15 protein-coding genes are annotated in these 18,237 nt (G+C 63.9%); 5 read left to right on the top strand and 10 right to left on the bottom strand.

All coding sequences use genetic code 11. From position 1 onward, the window contains the following. Positions 1–17 precede the first annotated feature (17 nt). Both GSQ75_RS02970 and secA read left to right on the top strand, forming a co-directional pair. The gene (locus GSQ75_RS02970) at positions 18–947 is read left to right on the top strand and encodes a M23 family metallopeptidase (RefSeq protein WP_158753025.1); all 930 of its coding nucleotides are present in this window, start codon (positions 18–20) and stop codon (positions 945–947) included. Positions 948–1,168: 221 nt separating this feature from the next. After that, a complete protein-coding gene (secA, locus tag GSQ75_RS02965; RefSeq protein ID WP_158753024.1) occupies positions 1,169–3,895 on the top strand; it encodes a preprotein translocase subunit SecA in 2,727 nt (908 codons plus the stop codon). A gap of 58 nt (positions 3,896–3,953) precedes the next feature. Here secA and GSQ75_RS02960 read toward each other — a convergent pair whose 3' ends face one another. The 9 genes from GSQ75_RS02960 to GSQ75_RS02920 all read right to left on the bottom strand — a co-directional run bounded on the left by GSQ75_RS02960 (position 3,954) and on the right by GSQ75_RS02920 (position 13,242). After that, positions 3,954–4,805 carry a symmetrical bis(5'-nucleosyl)-tetraphosphatase gene (locus GSQ75_RS02960; RefSeq protein ID WP_158753023.1) on the bottom strand — a complete coding sequence of 284 codons (852 nt, stop codon included), beginning with the start codon at positions 4,803–4,805 and terminating at the stop codon, positions 3,954–3,956. A 15-nt stretch (positions 4,806–4,820) separates the two neighbouring features. Then, positions 4,821–5,204 carry a Co2+/Mg2+ efflux protein ApaG gene (gene apaG, locus GSQ75_RS02955; protein ID WP_158753022.1) on the bottom strand — a complete coding sequence of 128 codons (384 nt, stop codon included), beginning with the start codon at positions 5,202–5,204 and terminating at the stop codon, positions 4,821–4,823. Positions 5,205–5,263: 59 nt separating this feature from the next. Beyond that, positions 5,264–6,064, bottom strand: a complete 801-nt coding sequence (gene rsmA, locus GSQ75_RS02950) for a 16S rRNA (adenine(1518)-N(6)/adenine(1519)-N(6))-dimethyltransferase RsmA (protein ID WP_158753021.1) — start codon at positions 6,062–6,064, stop codon at positions 5,264–5,266. A 52-nt stretch (positions 6,065–6,116) separates the two neighbouring features. Continuing rightward, positions 6,117–7,127: a 4-hydroxythreonine-4-phosphate dehydrogenase PdxA gene (gene pdxA / locus GSQ75_RS02945; protein WP_158753020.1), complete on the bottom strand. Its 1,011-nt coding sequence runs from the start codon at positions 7,125–7,127 to the stop codon at positions 6,117–6,119. Positions 7,128–7,133: 6 nt separating this feature from the next. Beyond that, positions 7,134–8,486 carry a peptidylprolyl isomerase gene (locus GSQ75_RS02940; protein ID WP_158753019.1) on the bottom strand — a complete coding sequence of 451 codons (1,353 nt, stop codon included), beginning with the start codon at positions 8,484–8,486 and terminating at the stop codon, positions 7,134–7,136. 25 nt (positions 8,487–8,511) lie between these two features. Beyond that, on the bottom strand, positions 8,512–10,959 hold the full coding sequence (lptD, locus tag GSQ75_RS02935; protein WP_158753018.1) for an LPS assembly protein LptD: 2,448 nt from the start codon (positions 10,957–10,959) through the stop codon (positions 8,512–8,514). 163 nt (positions 10,960–11,122) lie between these two features. Further along, positions 11,123–12,043, bottom strand: a complete 921-nt coding sequence (locus GSQ75_RS02930; protein WP_158753017.1) for a histone deacetylase family protein — start codon at positions 12,041–12,043, stop codon at positions 11,123–11,125. A gap of 8 nt (positions 12,044–12,051) precedes the next feature. Then, on the bottom strand, positions 12,052–12,624 hold the full coding sequence (locus GSQ75_RS02925; RefSeq protein ID WP_158753016.1) for a cob(I)yrinic acid a,c-diamide adenosyltransferase: 573 nt from the start codon (positions 12,622–12,624) through the stop codon (positions 12,052–12,054). Between the two features lie 6 nt (positions 12,625–12,630). Continuing rightward, complete coding sequence (locus tag GSQ75_RS02920; protein ID WP_158753015.1) at positions 12,631–13,242, bottom strand: hypothetical protein; 612 nt, start codon at positions 13,240–13,242, stop codon at positions 12,631–12,633. Positions 13,243–13,341: 99 nt separating this feature from the next. Between GSQ75_RS02920 and ubiH the strand changes: the two genes are divergently transcribed. Genes ubiH through GSQ75_RS02905 form a run of 3 tightly spaced genes read left to right on the top strand, consistent with a single transcriptional unit; the run spans position 13,342 to position 16,632 of the window. Next, a complete protein-coding gene (gene ubiH, locus GSQ75_RS02915) occupies positions 13,342–14,571 on the top strand; it encodes a 2-octaprenyl-6-methoxyphenyl hydroxylase (protein WP_158753014.1) in 1,230 nt (409 codons plus the stop codon). After that, a complete protein-coding gene (locus GSQ75_RS02910; RefSeq protein WP_158753013.1) occupies positions 14,568–15,779 on the top strand; it encodes a UbiH/UbiF/VisC/COQ6 family ubiquinone biosynthesis hydroxylase in 1,212 nt (403 codons plus the stop codon). Before ubiH ends, GSQ75_RS02910 begins: the two co-directional genes overlap by 4 nt. Before the next feature lie 58 nt (positions 15,780–15,837). After that, positions 15,838–16,632 carry a dienelactone hydrolase family protein gene (locus GSQ75_RS02905; protein ID WP_158753012.1) on the top strand — a complete coding sequence of 265 codons (795 nt, stop codon included), beginning with the start codon at positions 15,838–15,840 and terminating at the stop codon, positions 16,630–16,632. Positions 16,633–16,694: 62 nt separating this feature from the next. On the opposite strand, the gene GSQ75_RS02900 is transcribed toward GSQ75_RS02905, so the two are convergent. After that, positions 16,695–18,161, bottom strand: coding sequence for a GTPase domain-containing protein (locus tag GSQ75_RS02900; protein ID WP_158753011.1), 1,467 nt, complete (start codon positions 18,159–18,161; stop codon positions 16,695–16,697). Between the last annotated feature and the right edge of the window lie 76 nt (positions 18,162–18,237).

Genomic DNA, 18,237 nt, shown 5'->3' with positions numbered 1-18,237 from the left:
TTCGATGTTGGAAAGACATGCAAATCATACTCGTATCACGCTCCAGGAAATTGCCGAAAACCTTTGATCTGACTGACCGGCGCCTGCGCTGGAAGCTGCTTTCGGTGCTGGCCGTGGCGGTGATCGGTTGTGTCGGCGTCGGAGTAACGCTGGCATTGACGGTGGCCAGCCCGCGTGATCGGGCATTGGCGGAAATTCAAGATCTTCAACAACAGATCAAGCAGCAGAACGCACAGTTGGGTGGCGTACGCCAGGATTCCCAGCGCGGACTCGATGCGCTGGCGGTGAAGCTTGGCCAACTGCAAGCCCAGTCGACCCGGTTGAACGCACTCGGCGAGCGGCTGGTTCAGGTCGGCAAGCTTGATGACGGCGAGTTCAATTTCGATCAGCCACCGGCGGTGGGTGGCGTCGAGGATGTCAGTGGCAGCGCCTATGCACTGCCCCCGGCGCTGGACAGCAGCATCAGCCAGCTGGCCAGCCAGCTCGACACCCAGCAGGCGCAGTTGTCGGCACTGCAGAGCCTGTTGCTCGATGCCAGGATCGAATCGAATCTGAAGCCGACCGGGATGCCGGTGCAGGGCTATATCTCATCCTATTTTGGCGTGCGTGCGGACCCGTTCGACGGTCGTTCCGCGCGGCATACCGGGATCGATATCGCCGCCCCGATCGGCACCCCGGTACATGCCGTCGCCGAAGGCATGGTCACTTATGCCGGTGTGCGCAGCGGCTATGGCAACGTGATCGAAATCGACCACGGCAATGGCTACATGACCCGCTATGCGCACAATAGCGCGCTGGACGTACACCCGGGCCAGCACGTGCAGGTCGGCGACGTGATCGCCCAGGCCGGTTCCACCGGGCGCTCGACCGGGTCGCATGTGCATTTCGAGGTCTGGTACGACGGCCGCGTGGTCAATCCGCTGGCCTTTGTACGCAATCATCGGTAGGCATCGTCTCGCGGCCACCTGTCCCTTGAATCCGGCCATGGTCGGCGCCATTCACGATGGCTGAGGCCCGCGGCACTTCTGCAACGAGCCAGTGGGGCGGTGCAACGACAGGCATGGCTTGATGGGCCCGGGTTGATAGGCCTGCCTTGATAGCCATGTAGTAATATGCCCGATTGGCTCGCGATTCTAGCGGGCATCCTGTTTCCCAATTCGGAAGATCCATGTTCAACCGTGCCCTGACGAGCCTGTTCGGTAGCCGCAATGATCGTGTATTGCGCCAGCTTTCCCGGACCGTTACCCGTATCAACGCGCTGGAACCCGAGTTCGAGAAGCTCAGTGACGAAGCCCTGCGTGGCAAGACCGCCGAATTCAAGCAACGGGTTGCCGAAGGTGAATCGCTGGACAAGCTGTTGCCGGAGGCGTTTGCAGTAGTACGCGAGGCAGCCAAGCGGACGCTGGGCATGCGCCACTACGACGTGCAGATGATCGGTGGCATGGTGCTGCATTCAGGCAAGATCGCCGAGATGCGCACCGGTGAGGGCAAGACCCTGGTCGGCACCTTGCCGGTGTACCTCAACGCACTCGCCGGCAAGGGCGTGCACGTGGTCACCGTCAACGACTATCTGGCCCGGCGTGACTCCGCGCAGATGGGCAAGCTGTACAACTTCCTCGGCATGAATGTGGGCGTGGTGTACCCGGGCATGGAGCATGCCGACAAGCACGAGGCGTACGCCACCGACATCACCTACGGCACCAACAACGAATTCGGTTTCGACTACCTGCGCGACAACATGGCGTTGAGCAAGGAACAGCGCTACCAGCGCGGCCTGCACTACGCAATCGTCGATGAGGTCGACTCGATCCTGATCGATGAGGCGCGCACACCGCTGATCATTTCCGGACCGGCCGAGGACTCCCCGCAGTTGTATCTCGCGGTAAACAAGATCGTGCCGAAAATGGTCCGGCAGACAGAGGAGGAAGGCGCCGGCGACTATTGGGTCGACGAGAAGCAGAAGCAAGTACACCTGTCCGAAGCGGGCATGCAGCACGCCGACGAGTTGCTGCGCGAAGTCGGGGTGATCGAGCAGGACAGCGGCCTGTACGATTCGAAGAACCTGGCGGTGGTGCATCACCTCAATGCCGCATTGCGGGCCAATGGCATCTACCAGCGCGATGTGGATTACATCGTGCGCGATGGCGAAGTGATCATCGTCGATGAGTTCACCGGTCGCACCCTGCCGGGCCGTCGCTGGTCCGACGGCCTGCACCAGGCGGTCGAGGCGAAGGAAGGCGTGCCGATCCAGCGCGAGAATCAGACGCTGGCCACGGTGACGTTCCAGAACCTCTTCCGCATGTACAAGAAGCTGGCCGGCATGACCGGTACGGCCGACACCGAGGCGTTCGAGTTCCAGAGCATCTATGGCTTGGAGGTGGTGGTGATCCCCACCCACATGCCGATGATCCGCAAGGACAACTCGGACATGATCTTCCTCTCGCAGGATCCGAAATACCGCTCGGTGATCGAGGACATCAAGGATTGCCACAAGCGTGGCCAGCCGGTGCTGGTCGGTACCACCTCGATCGAGGTGTCCGAGCTGCTGTCCGGCATGCTGACCAAGGCCAAGGTGGTGCACGAGGTCCTCAACGCCAAGCAGCATGAGCGCGAGGCGCACATCGTGGCGCAGGCCGGTGCGCCCGGCCAGGTAACCATTGCCACCAACATGGCCGGTCGTGGTACCGACATCGTGCTTGGTGGCAGTCTGGAAGTCGCTCTGGCGGCGTTGCCGGCAGATGCCAGCGAGATGGATCGCCAGCGCGCCAAGGCCGAATGGAAGAAGTTGCACGAACAGGTGCTGGCGGCCGGCGGCCTGCATATCATCGGCACCGAGCGGCACGAGTCGCGGCGTATCGACAACCAGCTGCGCGGTCGTTCCGGCCGTCAGGGCGATCCCGGTTCGTCGCGCTTCTATCTGTCGCTGGAAGACAACCTGCTGCGCATCTTCGGTGGCGAAGGCCTGGTCCGCTGGATGAAGCGCTTCGGCATGAAGGACGACGATGCGCTGGAAGATCGCATGATCAGCCGGCAGATCGAGAAGGCGCAGCGCAAGGTCGAGCAGCACAACTTCGACATCCGCAAGCACCTGCTGGAATTCGACGACGTCGCCAACGATCAGCGCAAGGTGATCTACCGCCAGCGCGACGAGCTGCTCGAGGGCGAGGATGTGTCGGCTACTGTTGCCGATATTCGCGAGGATGTGACGCAGTCCTTGGTGCGCGCGCACGTGCCGGCCGAGAGCATCGATGAGCAGTGGGATCTGGCCGGCCTGAACCGCGAGCTGGAAGCCACGTTCGGCCTTTCGCTTGACCTCAAACACTGGGTCGAGCAGCAGCATGAAGTGGATGCCGAGATGATCCACGAGCATGTGCAGGGCGCTGTGAACGAACTGTTCCAGGCGAAAGAGGCGCAGATCGGTGTGGATACCATGCGTCAGCTGGAAAAGCACATCATGCTGACCGTGGTCGACAACGCGTGGAAGGAGCACCTGTCCAACATGGATTACCTGCGCCAGGGCATCTACCTGGTCGGCTATGCCCAGCAGGATCCGAAGCAGGCGTTCAAACGCGAGTCGTTCAGGCTGTTCTCCGAAATGCTCGACCGGATCAAGGCCGAGGTAGTGCAGATGCTGGCGCGGATCCGCATTCGCAGCGAGGAAGAAGTCGCTGAAATGGAAGCCGAACAGCAGCGCCTGGCTGAGCGCCTGCAGAAGCAGATGCTGGCGACTGGCGGTGGTGCACCAGTGGATGCGTTTGGTGGTGGAGAAGCGCTGGAGGGGCAGGCTGGCGCGCCGCGGCCTACGCAGCAAGACGGCCCCAAGATTGGTCGCAACGACCCATGCCCGTGTGGTTCGGGCAAGAAATACAAACACTGCCATGGCCAGCTGGCCTGAGTCAGCGTGATATCCATGAAAAACCCCGCCTTGGCGGGGTTTTTCATGGATGGAAGAATCAATCCTCGACGCCCGGTGGTCGCTTGCGATGCGGTTCGGCGTTGACCGTGATGTATCGCGGCTCCTCGCCGTCCAGCCGCAGCGCAGTGAGCTGACCACCCCAGACGCAGCCGGTGTCGATCGCATGCACGCCGAGCCCGGCGAAACGGCCGAGCGCTGACCAGTGGCCGCAGACGATGCGGGTGTCACGGCGACGCATGCCGGGCACCTCGAACCATGGGTACAGGCCTGGCTTCTGCGTGCCGGGAATGTCCTTGGCCTCGAAATCGATACGGCCATTGACGTCGCAGTAGCGCATCCGGGTCATCGTGTTGATGGTCGCGCGTTGGCGATCCAGACCCTGCAGCCGGCTTGACCACACCGCCGGCCGGTTGCCAAACAGGTTGCGCAGCAGCCGCGGATGACGCGGGCTGGACAGTTCGCGCTCAACGTCCTGAGCGCAGCGCTGGGCCTGGCGCAGGGTCCACATCGGTGCAAGGCCGGCATGCACCATGGTCCAGTTGAGTTGTTCGTCGTGGTGCAACAGCTTTTGCGAGCGCAGCCATTCGAACAGCACGGGCGCATCCTCGGCGAACAATACTTCGCGCAGTTCGGGGTTCACTCGTGCCTGTGCATCCGGGCGCCGCTGGGCGATCGCCAGCAGGCTCAGGTCGTGGTTGCCAAGCGTGACCACGCAGTGCTCGCGCAAGCCGTGGATCAGTCGCAACGTCTCCAGCGACTGCCCGCCGCGATTGACCAGGTCACCGCAGAACCACAGTTGATCCTGTGCCGTGTCAAAGCGCAGCTTGTCCAGTAGTCGTTGCAGTTCGGGATAACAGCCCTGCACGTCGCCTATCGCATATGTGGCCATCTCAGAGCTGGGCCATCAGTGCAGCGTACGCGGGATGGACAGGGTGAAGGTCGGGATCGGCGCATCGAACTGCGTACCGTCGTCGGCCAGCATCTGGTAACTGCCACCCATCGTGCCCACCGGAGTCTCCAGTACCGCGCCGGACGTGTATTCGAAATCATCGCCCGGGCGCATCCACGGCTGTTCGCCTACTACGCCATCGCCGCGCACTTCCTCCACCTTGCCGTTGGCATCGGTGATCAGCCAGTGGCGCGTGAGCAGGCGTGCCGGCATGTCGCCGGCATTGCGCAGGGTGATGGTGTAGGCGAAAACGTAGCGATTGTCACCGGGCTTCGATTGGTCGGGGACGAAGCGGGTTTCGACCTGCACGTCGATCGTGTAGGAAGATTTTTCAGTCATGTCCGGATTGTAAGGCCTGACGTCGCGAATGGGGTGACGTGACCATCATCCGTAGCAGATCAGGCGTGAGTTCCAAGATTGCCGTAAATCTTGGCCAATCGCACGAAGTCGGCCGGAGCGAGCGTTTCGGCGCGGGCCTTGGGGTCAACGTCGGCGCGACGGATCGCGTCGCTGTCCAACAATTGCTTTAGCGCGTTGGCGAGCGTCTTGCGTCGTTGCCCGAAGGCGGCCTTGACCACCGCATACACATGCTCGGGCCTGGCGTCATGCAGCTCCTCCGCCGGTAGTGGCAGCAACCGCACCACGGCGGACTCCACTTTCGGTGGTGGACGAAATGCTTCCGGCGGCACATTGAACAGCGGCTCGACCCGGCAGGCCAGCTGTAGCATCACGGACAGCCGGCCGTAGACTTTGCTGCCCGGCTCGGCAGCCATCCGGTCGACTACTTCCTTCTGCAGCATGAAGTGCATGTCCTGGATCGCCGCGGCATGCTCGACGCAGTGAAACAGGATCGGGCTGGAGATGTAGTAGGGCAGGTTGCCGGCGATGCGCAGGCGCGGCACGCCGTGGCTGTGCGCCAGCGCGGTGAAGTTCACCTTCAGTACGTCCGCGTGGATGATGTGCAGTTCGCCCGCAGCGGCAGCGCGTGCCTGCAGGCCGGGAATCAGGTCGGTATCCAGCTCGATCGCGGTGAGCTTGCCGGCCGCTGCCAGCAGCGGCAACGTTAGCGCGCCTTCGCCTGGGCCGATCTCGACCACGAAGTCCTCGGCCTTCGGTGCGACCGCGCTAACGATGCGGTCGATGTAACGGCGGTCGTTCAGGAAGTGCTGGCCGAAGCTTTTCTTGGGGCGGGCGTTCATAGGGTCAGGAGTGAGTGGAGAGGAGTGAGAAGTGAGTAAAGACCGGGGCGGTTCACTCGTTTCTCACTCCTCTCCACTCGTTTCTACGGCGTATTAGGTCGATGGCCATGGTAGCTGCGGCGATCAAGCTGGCCGGATCGGCCCGGCCCGTGCCGGCCAGATCCAGTGCGGTGCCGTGATCGACCGAGGTACGGATGAACGGCAGGCCGAGCGTGAGGTTCACGGTGCGGTCGAACGCTTCGCTTTTCAATACGGGTAGCGCCTGGTCGTGGTACATCGCCAGCACCGCATCGTAGTGCTGACGCTGCGCTGGCACGAACGCAGTGTCGGCGGGCAGCGGGCCGAGCAGGCGCATGCCTTCGCCGCGCAGCATGTCCAGCACCGGGATCAGCGTATCGATTTCCTCGCGGCCGAGGTGGCCGCCCTCACCTGCGTGCGGATTGAGTCCGAGTACGGCAATGCGCGGTGCGGCGATACCGAACTTGTTTTGCAGCTCGGCGTGCATGATGCGCAGTGTGCGGGTCAGTACGGCGCGCGTGATCGCGGCGGAGACTGCCGCCAGCGGCAGGTGCGTGGTTGCGAGTGCCACCCGTAGCTCCGGGCTGGCCAGCATCATGACTACGTCGGCGTGCGCGCGTTCGGCGAAGAATTCGGTATGCCCGCTGAAAGGGATGCCGGCCTCGTTGATCGACGATTTCTGCAACGGTGCGGTGACCACCGCCGCATAGCGACCGGCCATGCAGCCATCGGCTGCCTCGGCCAGCGTGGCCAGCACATGCCGGGCATTGCGCGGGTCGGGTTGGCCAGGCACCTCGGCGACTGCCAGCGGCACCGGACACAGGCGCAGCGTGCCCGCGCGGCGGGTGGTCTGCCTGCTGCCGTCATCATCGACAAGCTTGATGCTCGTGCCACAGCGTGCGGCTGCACGCTCCAGCAAGGCGCGATCGGTGATGGCCACAAGGTCGGCCGCCAGTGGACTGGCGGCCAGACGGATCAGCAGCTCTGCACCGATGCCCGCCGGCTCGCCGGCAGTGACCGCGAGCCGGGGGAGATCAGCGTTCAAGCAGGCTTACGGCGATGTGCCGGCAGCAGCCTGGTTGTCTGTATCACGCAGCTCGGGTACCAGGATGTTGATGTAGGCGTTTGCACGCAGGTCGCGCAGGAAGTCGTCATAGGCCTGATCCGCCTTGCGGTTGCCGATAGCTAAGCGCGCCTGGTCGCGTCCGAGCTGCACAGTCTGGTCGCTCTGGCGGGTGCCGAGGCGTTGCAGGATGTGCCAGCCGGCTTCGCTCTGGAACGGTTGCGAGATCTGGTTATCCTTCAGTCCATCAAGCTGCTTGGCGATGATCGAGCCCCACTGATCCTGTGCGAACCAGTTCATGTCACCGCCGGCATTGGCGGTGGTGGGATCCTTGGAATATTCCTTCGCCAGAGCGGCGAAGTCCTCATGCTTGTTGACAATGCGGTTATACAGGTCATGCGCCTGCTGCTCGGCCTGCGCCGGGGTCACCAGATCGCTCGGTGCGATCAGGATCTGCCGTGCATGGAACTCGGTGACCATCTTGCGGCCGGCTTGGCGCTGGTCGATCAGCTTGAGGATGTGGAAGCCGGTCGGGCCCCGCAGTGCCCCACTGACATCGCCGGGTTTCATCGACTCGAGCGTGTCGGCAAAGGCTGGCGGTACCTCGTCCATCCGTCGCCAGCCGAGGTCGCCACCATCCAGCGCATCGGGAGCATCGGAGTAGCGGATCGCCGCGGCATTGAAATCCATGCCACCCTTGATCGCCGCGAGCGCCTGCTCGGCCTTGGCCTGGCTGGCCTGAATCGCGGAAGCGTCGGCGCCGCCGGGAATGCTGATCTGGATATGCGCCAGATGCACCTCGCCGGCCTTGTAGGTCGGGCTGCTCAACAGGTTGTCGATCTCGCTGTCGGTAACCGAGACCGAGTCGTGCACCACGCTCTGATGCAGGCGCTGCACGGTGATCTGGTCGGCCAGTTGCTCGCGAAATGCCGCAAAGCTGCTGCCGGACTGCTCCACTTCGGCGCGCAATTGGTCGGGCGTGAGCTTGTTCTGCTGGGCTACGCTGGCAACGGCCTGGTCGACGTCCTCGTTGGAGATGCGAACGCCCTGATCCTCTGCCTTCTCGAGCTGCAACCGCATCAGCACCAGTCGATCGAGTACCTGCTGCTGCAGCACGTTCATCGGCGGCAACTGCCCGGGCTGGCTGGCGTATTGCTGCTGGATCGAGCGCACGGCGTCATTCAGCTCGCTCTGCAGGATCACACTGTCGTTGACAACGGCCACGATGCGATCCAGTGGCTGCCTGGCTGCTGCCGCTGGAGCGGCCGGTGTCAGGAGTTGAGCATGAAGGGGAAGGATGCTCGCAAGTGCGAACAGGAGAAATGCAATGGGTTGCTTCATCTGTTAAAGCCGGTGACTGCTGCGATTATTGATAGCCGAGAATATCACGGTGTAGCAGGGGATCGATCTCGCCGCCTGACGAGCCGAGTCCCTTGAAGACCACCTCGAACATGATGGCATTGTCGCGAAGGTTGATGCTGGTGCCGGTGGGAACCGGGCCTACCCCGTAGTAACCCTCGTTTACGTAATTGCGGTCGACCAATCGCAAGGTGACGCAACAGCTGTCGTATTCCACGCCAGCCATTGCCTCGGTCGTTCCCGTCGGTGCCGGGATCATGTTTTTTACAGCAACGGAATAGGTCCAGGATCCGAGCAGGCGCCAGCGCTCGGACAGCGGGTAGACCGTGGAAACGCTGTATTGTTCCATCAGGCCACGGCGGTAGTGGTACGAGAAATTGAGGATGCCGTCGTTGCCCAGCCGGTGCTGTAGCTCCAGTGAAGCCATGTCGGTCACCCGGGTGTTAGGGCTCCACTGGTATTCACTGTTCAGGCGCCACCGGTCGCTGAGCTGCAGGTCGAGCTCGGCCACGTAGTCCGAACCCGACCAGTCGGTGGCAGGGGTGACCGTGTTCGCCCCGACGGGCAGCTGTACAAGCTGCGGTGTGAAATAGTGGATCTGCCCGAAACTAGCCGACAACCGCTCGACGCCGTCGTCGTCGAGCAGGCGGGTGGTGAGTGCTCCGGTAAGGTTGTTCGCGTTCATCTGGCGATCCGCGCCGGAATATTGGTTTGGCGAGAACAGCTGCCAATAGTCGAATGACATCAGGGCGGTATCGAATAGTGGCAGATTGTTCTGGTTGCGGTATGGCACGTACAGGTAGTACACGCGCGGCTCCAGAGTCTGTGTAAAGTTCTGGCCAAACAGCGTGGTGCTGCGGTCGAACACCAGGCCACTGTCGATGCTGACGATCGGCAGAGAGCGGCTGGGCGACTGCTGGGTGAACGGCGTGGTGGTGCCACTGCCAAGCAGTCCGTAGTAACCATAGTTCTGATAACCAGCATTCAACTGGTAGTCGGTGTAGCGGTAGGCCAGTTTGGGCCGTATAAACCATGCTGAGGAACCGAAGTCGGCAGCAAGGTAGGGGTAAAGATCCAGCCGCTGGCCCTCGACGTAACCGTCCTTGCGGAACGCACCGGCAGTGTCGTTCATGCCGAATTGCAGCCAGCGCGTCAGCGGCAAGTCCACGTTGAAATTCGCGTATGGCAGCTGTTGATAAGGCAGCACATAGTCGGTCACGAATGGGTTGGTGTTCTGGTAGTACAAGCCGCCGAACGAGGCATTCCACCATTTGCCGTACCCGACGATCGCGACATTGGAGGTCAGGGTATAGATCACGGTCTTCGTCAGCGCGTTGCCGTAGTCGTAAAGGAAACTGCTGTCCGATGCATGGTTGTATGAGCCGACCAAGGACCAGCCCGACCAAAGCTTGGTGTTGTCGGTGTAGTCGATCAGGTAGCGGGACGTGCCTTGGGTATTGGCCAGGCCGTCACTCTCGCCAGAGTCGTGCGGCACGTATTCCACATTGAGCTGGCCGGTGCTGCTTGGCGCTGTGCCGGCGCTGTTTGGCACGATATAGCGGAACTCACCGGCGAGCAGCGGACCACGCGAGCTGTAGATGCGTGGATCCAGCGTAGCATCGTAGTTCGGCGCCAGGTTCAGGTAGTACGGTGCGCTGATCTCAAAACCGGAGCGGCTGGTTCTGGAGAAGGTGGGGTACAGGAATCCGCTCTTGCGCCTGTGGTCGACGGGGAAGCTGAAGTACGGCAGATACAGGAACGGCACCTTGCCGATCCGCATCGTGGCGTCGCGCGCCACACCGACGCCGGTATCCTTGTCGATCGTGATCGTCTTGCCGCGGAACTCCCACACATGGTTGCCGAGGTCGCAGGTGGAATAGGTGGCCAGCGTATAGCGGCTGTGCATGGTATCCAGCATCTGTCCCTGCTTCGCCACACCATTGCCGCGCGAATCGAGCATCTGATAGCGCACATCGTCCGCGATGCCTCGGCCATCATTGGAATTGCCGCGCATATGGGTGCCGGCCATCAGCTGGCCCGCCTCCTGGTAGCGGACGTTCCCGCGGGCGTCGTAGTCGGTGGTGTTGTCGTTGTAATCGATCGTGTCGGCCTGTATTCGCTGGTCGTCGCGAGTCAGCCAGGCATCCCCGGACAAGTGGTAAAGCACCTGGTCGGTACTTTCAAAGTACTTTGACCTGACAAACGCAGTGCTGGTATCGCGCAGGTTGGAATCCGCCGGCAGGGTCGGGTCGTAGAACTCCAGCATGGCGTTGGGTCGGCACATGGCGAAGTTGTACGGTCGCGGCTCGCAGTGAAACGATCCCAGCGGGCACACTTGTTCCGACCCGTCCAGCGAGGTTTTGGGATTCTGGCCCTTGGCTTCGGCTTGTCCACCGATCAGGGCAAGGGCTGCGGCAACCGCCAACAGGCGGCGTGGAGGGAACTTGGACGTCACAATGGAAGTCTGCCGGCTTTGAAGGCTGGTTAAGCTAGCAGAAACATCTCCTGCACGGCAGGCAAACTTTATCCGGCCAGTGCGAGGATTCAGCATGAATGGGCATAAGTTGAGCAAGACCAACTTCGAATGACGGTTCGGGCAAGCGCCGGCACCAGGTAGGTCAGGTCATCAGCATGCTGACGTGGGCCGCCACGCTGGCGGCCAGCGCTGCCAGGTCGTAGCCGCCTTCGAGGGTGGACACTATCCGGCCGGCTGCGTGCGTGCGTGCCACTCCCGTCAGTCGTTCGGTGATCCAGGCATAGTCTTCCTGGCCAAGCCGGATGTCCGCCAGCGGGTCGTTGCGGTGTGCGTCGAAGCCGGCCGAAACCAGCACCAACTGCGGTTTGAAGGCATGCAGGCGTGGCAGCAGCAGGCCATCCCACAGCTCGCGGAACTCGTGCGAGCCGGCCCCTGGCGACAGCGTACCGTTGACGATGTTGCCGACGCCGCGTTCGTCCTCGCGACCACTGTCCGGATACAACGGCGATTGATGGCTGGAAACGAACAGCACACGCGGCTCGCGTTCGAAGATGGCTTGCGTGCCATTGCCGTGGTGTACGTCGAAATCGGCGATCGCGACCCGTTTCAGCCCATGTGTCACCAGCGCATGCGCGGCACCTATGGCGATGTTGTTGAACAAGCAGAAGCCCATCGCCTGATCGCGGGTGGCATGGTGGCCGGGCGGCCGCACCGCGCAGAACGCCCGCTGGGTCGCGCCGGTCAGCACGGCATCAACGGCCGCCACCACGGCGCCAGCGGCGCGCAGGCCCGCCTCGACCGAGCCCGGCGACATCAGGGTGTCCTCGTCCAGCCGATACATACCATCCAGCGGGGCATTGGCCAGGATGTGTTCGACATGGGTGACGCTATGCACCCGCAGCAGCTGTTCACGGGTGGCCAGCGGCGCCTCGATCCGGTCGAGCGTGGCATAGCGGTCGTGATCCAGCGCCTGCAGTACTGCGCGCAATCGTGCGGGGCGCTCGGCATGATCCGGGCCGGGATCGTGCTGCAGACAGGCGGGATGGGTGTACAGCCGCAGCATGCTGCGGTTTATCCGGCAGGCTGGGGCTTGCGCCGGCGCTCGTGCTGCCACAGCACTTCGCCATGGCCGCTGGCGCGTGCCAGCACGCGTGAGATCACGAACAGCAGGTCCGACAGCCGGTTGAGGTAGCGCTGTGGCTGGGTGCGGATATCTTCCACCCGTGCCAGCGCGATCACCTCGCGTTCGGCGCGACGGCACACCGTGCGTGCCAGATGGCAGCAGGCGGCGGCCATGCCGCCACCGGGCAGGATGAAATCCTTCAGCGGCGGCAACGGATCGTTGAAGCCGTCCAGCACCTGTTCCAGCCGCAGGATGTCAGCGTCCTCGATCATCGCCATGCCAGGGATGCACAACTCGCCGCCGAGATCGAACAAGGCGTGCTGTACCTGGCCGAGCACATCGGCCACCGCGGCATCGACGCCATCGGCGGCGAGCACCATGCCGATGGTGCTGTTGAGTTCATCGACCGTGCCGTAGGCGGCCACGCGCAGCGAATCCTTGGCTACCCGTGAACCGTCACCCAGGCCGGTACTGCCATCGTCGCCGGTGCGGGTGTAGATCTTCGAGAGACGGTTACCCATCGCGCTTTAACGCGGCAGATTGGGCTGGTCGGCATGCTTGAGCGCACGCGCCATCTGGATGACCAGCACGTGCAGCACGGCGCCAATACCGACATACAGGACGGTGGTCTGCAGGAAGGGCAGGTACCAGTCGCCCAGATTGGCAAACCAGCTGGCGAAGCTGCGTGGCAGCGGTACGCTGTTGCTGAGCCAGTAGAAACTGCCGTTGGAGACCAGATAGCACGCGGCCCAACTGACCAGCAGTGCCACCAGGGCGAGCCCCAAGGTGGGCAGGCGCAGGCCGAGCTGATGCTTGGCCAGCCAGCTGCCACCCAGCCACAGGCTGAAATACGACGGGATCAGGAACCAGTAGGCCACCGATACGCAGTAGTGGCTCCAGAAATCGATGCCTTGGCCACTGATCACCAGGTAGTCGACCAACACCGCTTCGGCCATCAGCAACGGGAACGCCCAGCGGCCGGTGCCGCGCAGCCAGAAACCGGCGAGGAAGAAAATGCCCCAGGAGGCATCCGGCAGCGCATCGAAATGATGAAGCAGCGAGTGATGCGTGCGGGTGGCCGCCATCAGCAGCGCGAGTGCAAGCAAGATGCCGAGGCGTTGGGTCAGCGTCTTGACCATGAGGGGTTCCATGTGGGCGTCTGAAATAGACCGCTAGTCTAGCCGAATGCGAGGGCCGCCAGATCAACATCGGTGCGGTCAACGCGTATTATCGACGCTATGAATGCCTCCGAATCCCCTGCCTTGAACAGCCCCGGTGTACTGATCATCGGCGGTGGCCTGGTTGGCGCCAGCCTGGCGATCGCGCTGGATGCGGCCGGTATCGCCGCGACCCTGGTCGAAACCGCCGCGCCGCGTGCCGACGCCCAGCCCAGCTACGACGAACGCAACCTGGCGCTGGCACGGGCCACCGTCAACGGGCTCGACGCGATCGGCGTTTGGCGCCACGCCGTCACACGTGCTACCCCGATCCGGCATATCCATGTGAGCCGGGCCGGTGAATTCGGCAGTGCACGCATCGACGCCGACAAACACGGTGTCGACGCGCTGGGCTGGACGCTACCGGCACGTGAGCTTGGTGCGGCCCTGCTGCGCCGTCTGGATGAATGCACCCGGCTGACCCGGCTCGCACCCGCCACCCTGATGGCATTGGAACCAGTGGCCGACGGCTGGCGTGCGCAGGTCAGAACGGCGGCCGGTGTGCATAGCATCGATACGCCATTGCTGGTGGGTGCGGACGGAACCGGGTCGTTCGTGCGCGTGCAGCTCGGCATCGAGGCCGAACAGCATGATTACCGGCAGACTCTGTTCGTCTGCACGGTCACCCCGGAACGCGATCATGCCAATCGTGCCTACGAGCGCTTCGCCGATGACGGTCCGATCGCGGTGCTGCCGCTGGCCGAACGTCGTTGCGGGCTGGTGCTCACCGTGGCTGCCGACGAAGCGGCGGCGGTCGCCGCGCTGGACGATGCAGCCTTCGTCGAGCTGGCACAGCGCCGCTTTGGCTGGCGTCTGGGTCGCCTCAGTCGGCCGGGCAAACGCCATCCCTATGCGATTCAGCGCGTCGCAGCGGTGCAATTGACCGGGCCGCGCGCGGTGCTGGTTGGCAATGCCGCGCAGACCGTGCATCCGATCGGTGCGCAAGGCTTCAATCTCGGCCTGCGCGACGCGTTGACACTGGCCGAGCTGGTGGCTGACGCCCCCGATCCGGGCGCCGCGGAGCTGTTGGCACGCTACGCCGCGCGCCGCGCGCCGGATCGCGACGGCACCATGGCGATGAGCCATGGCCTGGTGCGGCTGGCCTGCCTGGCACAACCGCTGCTGGCGCCATTGAGATCACTCGCGCTGCTGGCCTGCGATCGTGTACCACCGCTGCAACGCGCATTCGCGCGACGCGGCATGGGCTTTCGCGGTGAACCGCCGCTGGCCGTGCTGGAGCGGTTGCCATGAGCACACCGCTGCAGGAAGCCTCGACCCGCCGGCGCGCACCGGCACTGGATGTTGCCGTGGTTGGCGGCGGCATGGTCGGCGCCGCTGCTGCATTGGCACTGGCGCGTGCCGGCTTCAGCACCGCCTTGCTGGAGGCGCGTGCGCCGACGGCGTGGAGCGCAGGCGACGAAGTGGACCTGCGCGTGGTCGGCCTGGCGCCGTCATCGCTGGCGTTGCTAGATGACCTGGGCGTCTGGCCGTCCATCCGCGCTGCGCGTGCGGGGCCGTATGCGCATATGCATGTATGGGATGCCGAGAGCGGCGCCGCGATCGATTTCGATGCGCCCAGCGAAGGCCGTGAACTGCTCGGCTATATCGTCGAGAACAACCTGGTGCAGTGGACGTTGTGGCAGGCGCTGGAAGCGGCCGGCGTGCGCCGCCTGTGCCCGGCGGAGGTGAAGGGTTTCGAGGCGCGCGAGGATCGTATCCAGCTGGAACTGGCGGACGGCGAAACACTGGCTGCCGGATTGCTGGTGGCCGCTGATGGCGCGGCGTCGCCGCTGCGCCAGTTGGCCGGCATCGGTACGCATGGCCGCGACTATGCGCAGCGCGCCGTGGTGGCACACGTGGCTACCGAGCGCTCGCACGAGAACACCGCCTGGCAACGCTTCCTGTCGAGCGGGCCGTTGGCCTTGCTGCCGCTGGCCGATGGCCGCAGCTCGATCGTATGGTCGCTGCCCGAAGCCGAGGCGCAGCGGGTGCTGGCACTGGACGACGCGACCTTCCTCAATGAACTCGGCATGGCCAGCGACTTCCGTCTGGGGCGCATCGTCGCCAGTACGCCGCGTGCAGCGTTTCCGTTGAAACTGCAACTGGCTGAACGCTATCAGGCGGATCGCTTCGTGCTGCTTGGCGATGCAGCGCACGCGGTACATCCGCTGGCCGGGCAGGGCGTCAACCTGGGACTGCGTGATGTGGCTGAGCTGCGCGATACCTTGCTCGCTGCGCGCGCGGCCGGTCGTGGCATCGGCGCCGAGCACGTACTGCGCCGTTACGCACGACGCCGGCGCAGTGCCGACACACTCGATGCGATGGGTTTCGACGCGCTTGCACGCATCTATGCATGGCAGTCGCCGGCGCTGGTCGCCGCGCGCGGACTCGGCGTGCGTCTGCTCGATCACCTTGCACCGCTGAAGCGGCGCATCGCCGGGCATGCTGCCGGACTTTGAGTTTCTTTTCCCGGCCGACCGGGACAAACCACAAGACTTAACTTAGGAGGAAGCCGTCATGCGCACCGCCCGACTTTGCTGCTTGCTGTTGCTGGCCGGTTCAAGCTTCGCCGCGCAGGCGAAGATGGTGCACCGTCCGGTCGAATGGACGCTGGATGGCACGCGTTTCCGCAGCGTGCTGGTTTACGACGATGCGAGCACCGCGAAACGGCCCGGTCTGGTGATGGTGCCGAACTGGTATGGCATCAACGATGCGGCCGTGCAGAAGGCCGAGATGATCGCCGGCAAGGATTACGTGATCCTGCTCACCGACATGTATGGCGCCAGCGTGCGCCCGCAGCAGGGCAAGGCAGACCAGGCGCAGGCGGCGGTGAAACCGCTGTACGGTAATCGTGCACTGATGCGCAAGCGGATAAACGAGGCGTTGGTCCAGCTCAAGGCGCAGGTGTCCAGTGCGCCGATCGATCCCGGCAAGCTGGCTGCGATCGGTTTCTGTTTCGGTGGGTCGGCCGTGTTGGATCTCGCGCGCAGTGGCGCGGATATTGCCGCGGTGGTGTCGTTCCACGGTGGCCTGACCACCGACGACCCGGCGCTGGGGAAAAACATCAAGGCACGCGTGTTGGCGATGAACGGCGCCGACGACAAGGGCACCATGCCGGACGCCGACAAGTTCCTGGACGAGATGCGCGGCAGTCCGGCTGACTGGCAGTTCGTGGTGATCGGCCACGCTGTGCACTGCTTCACCGAGGTGGGCGAGAACTCGGCCGGTTGCCGTTACGATGCGCGTGCTGCCGCACGCAGCTACCGGTTGATGCATGACTGGTTGCAGGCTGCGTTTGCCGGTACGCCGTAAGGCTCAGAGGCAGTCGTTTCTGTCCCGGCTGGATTTGCTTGTGCCCATCTAAGGGAGCGAGATCATTCCGGCTTGTCGCGCTCGCGTACCGCTTCCATCGTCAGTGTGGCGAGCTGACGCAGCCGTGTGCCGCCGGTATCGGCGAGTAGTTCCTTCAGGCGCGTGCCGGCGTCGTGCTGATCGAGTGTGTGGCGTTCGGCCAGCGACGCGGCCAGTGCGCGGCCCATCGAGTCGAAGATAAGTGCGTAGGCGAACGCGTGCAGCACGCCGCCGCCGAGTGTGCCGAGGCCGGGAAACGCCTTCAGCGCGTTGCCGGCGACGGCCAGTACGATCGAGCTGCCGGTGCGCAGCGTGAGCCTGGCCTGCTGTACGAAGTCCTCGATCTGCACGTCGCTGACTTTCACGCCGTACACCGCGGCGAGGGCGCGGGTGAGTCCGGCAGCGAGTACGCCCTGGATCACCAGGTCGCTACCTGGTGCGATGGCGGCGAGTGCGCCGACGATCGCGCGGCGTGTGTATTTGCGCACGATGCGTTGTGCTTCATCGGCGAGGGTTTGCGCTTCCAACGTGCCGGTGCGTTCGTGCAGGCCGGCCAGCACGGCGTTTTCGCGCAGATCCTCCAGCTCTCGGGCACTAGGTGCGGTGAGTCGCTCGAGTGCCTGCAACAGTGGCTCGATCACAGGCTTGCGCTGGCGTTCGACCGATTCGGTGCTGCCATCGGCAAGTTCGCGCTGGTAGCGCTCGCTGCCGCCGGCGCTGATCGCCAGGACTGCGCTGGCGATGCCGCGGGTGTGCTGACGCAGGCGTCCTAGCAATTGTTCGCGTTCGGTACTGTTCCACTGGTCGGCCTTGTTCAGCACCAGCAGCAGTGGCTTGCCGAAATCGGCAAGCCAGCGCAGTTCGTCCACCTGGCTTCGGTTGAGGTCGCCGGCGCACAAATAGATCACGGCATGCGCACGCAGGGCCTCGTCGCGGGCCAGCGTTTCGTGCGCCTCACCGCCGGCCTCGCGGCTGCCGGGCACATCCGCGATTACCAGCGTGCGGCCATCCGGCAACGCGCTGTCGTAGTGGCCGACTTCGTGGGTGGTGCCGCCGCGTGCGTCGCTGACGACATTCGCATGGGGTGCCAGCGCGCGGATCAGGCTGGACTTGCCGGTGGAGATTTCGCCGAACAACGCGACATAGATACGGGCGCTGGTGCGGCGGCGATCGAGCTCGCCGAGTTCCGAGGCGAGCGCGCCGGTATCCGCGCCGCGTTCGCGCAGTTGGTCGATGCGTTGTTCCAGACTGCCGCGATCGGGCGCCGGCAGTGGGCGCCGTCGGCGACGCGGGCGCAGCAGCCACCACAGCACCATCAGGCCGGCCGCCGCAAACAGCGTGAGCACGCCGCCCAGGGTCCATTGCAGCCACGTCGGTAGCGCCAGGAATCGCTGCGCCAGTGCCAGCGCACGCTCGGCGGCGGCAAACAGCAGCCACAGCAGGGCTGCTACAGCCAGTGCAGTGAACAGCAAGCGCAGGCGACGGGACATGCGGACAAGTGTAGCGGCTGCGACTTCGCGCTCGCCGTGGGCAGATGGTTTTGGCATCATCGGGAGAACGGGCCGG

Origin of the sequence: Dyella sp. S184 (assembly GCF_009766065.1) — a bacterium.
Classification (GTDB): Bacteria; Pseudomonadota; Gammaproteobacteria; order Xanthomonadales; family Rhodanobacteraceae; genus Rhodanobacter.
This window is presented reverse-complemented; position numbering and strand designations above follow the sequence as displayed.

What these genes read in the sequence shown, in the direction of transcription:
- GSQ75_RS02940 (WP_158753019.1), bottom strand. Translation starts at nt 8,486, where the DNA reads ATGAAGCAACCCATTGCATTTCTCCTGTTCGCACTTGCGAGCATCCTT.
- apaG (WP_158753022.1), bottom strand. Translation starts at nt 5,204, where the DNA reads ATGACTGAAAAATCTTCCTACACGATCGACGTGCAGGTCGAAACCCGC.
- secA (WP_158753024.1), top strand. Translation starts at nt 1,169, where the DNA reads ATGTTCAACCGTGCCCTGACGAGCCTGTTCGGTAGCCGCAATGATCGT.
- GSQ75_RS02905 (WP_158753012.1), top strand. Translation starts at nt 15,838, where the DNA reads ATGCGCACCGCCCGACTTTGCTGCTTGCTGTTGCTGGCCGGTTCAAGC.
- GSQ75_RS02925 (WP_158753016.1), bottom strand. Translation starts at nt 12,624, where the DNA reads ATGGGTAACCGTCTCTCGAAGATCTACACCCGCACCGGCGACGATGGC.
- GSQ75_RS02910 (WP_158753013.1), top strand. Translation starts at nt 14,568, where the DNA reads ATGAGCACACCGCTGCAGGAAGCCTCGACCCGCCGGCGCGCACCGGCA.
- GSQ75_RS02970 (WP_158753025.1), top strand. Translation starts at nt 18, where the DNA reads ATGCAAATCATACTCGTATCACGCTCCAGGAAATTGCCGAAAACCTTT.
- GSQ75_RS02930 (WP_158753017.1), bottom strand. Translation starts at nt 12,043, where the DNA reads ATGCTGCGGCTGTACACCCATCCCGCCTGTCTGCAGCACGATCCCGGC.
- GSQ75_RS02960 (WP_158753023.1), bottom strand. Translation starts at nt 4,805, where the DNA reads ATGGCCACATATGCGATAGGCGACGTGCAGGGCTGTTATCCCGAACTG.
- GSQ75_RS02920 (WP_158753015.1), bottom strand. Translation starts at nt 13,242, where the DNA reads ATGGTCAAGACGCTGACCCAACGCCTCGGCATCTTGCTTGCACTCGCG.
- ubiH (WP_158753014.1), top strand. Translation starts at nt 13,342, where the DNA reads ATGAATGCCTCCGAATCCCCTGCCTTGAACAGCCCCGGTGTACTGATC.
- rsmA (WP_158753021.1), bottom strand. Translation starts at nt 6,064, where the DNA reads ATGAACGCCCGCCCCAAGAAAAGCTTCGGCCAGCACTTCCTGAACGAC.
- GSQ75_RS02900 (WP_158753011.1), bottom strand. Translation starts at nt 18,161, where the DNA reads ATGTCCCGTCGCCTGCGCTTGCTGTTCACTGCACTGGCTGTAGCAGCC.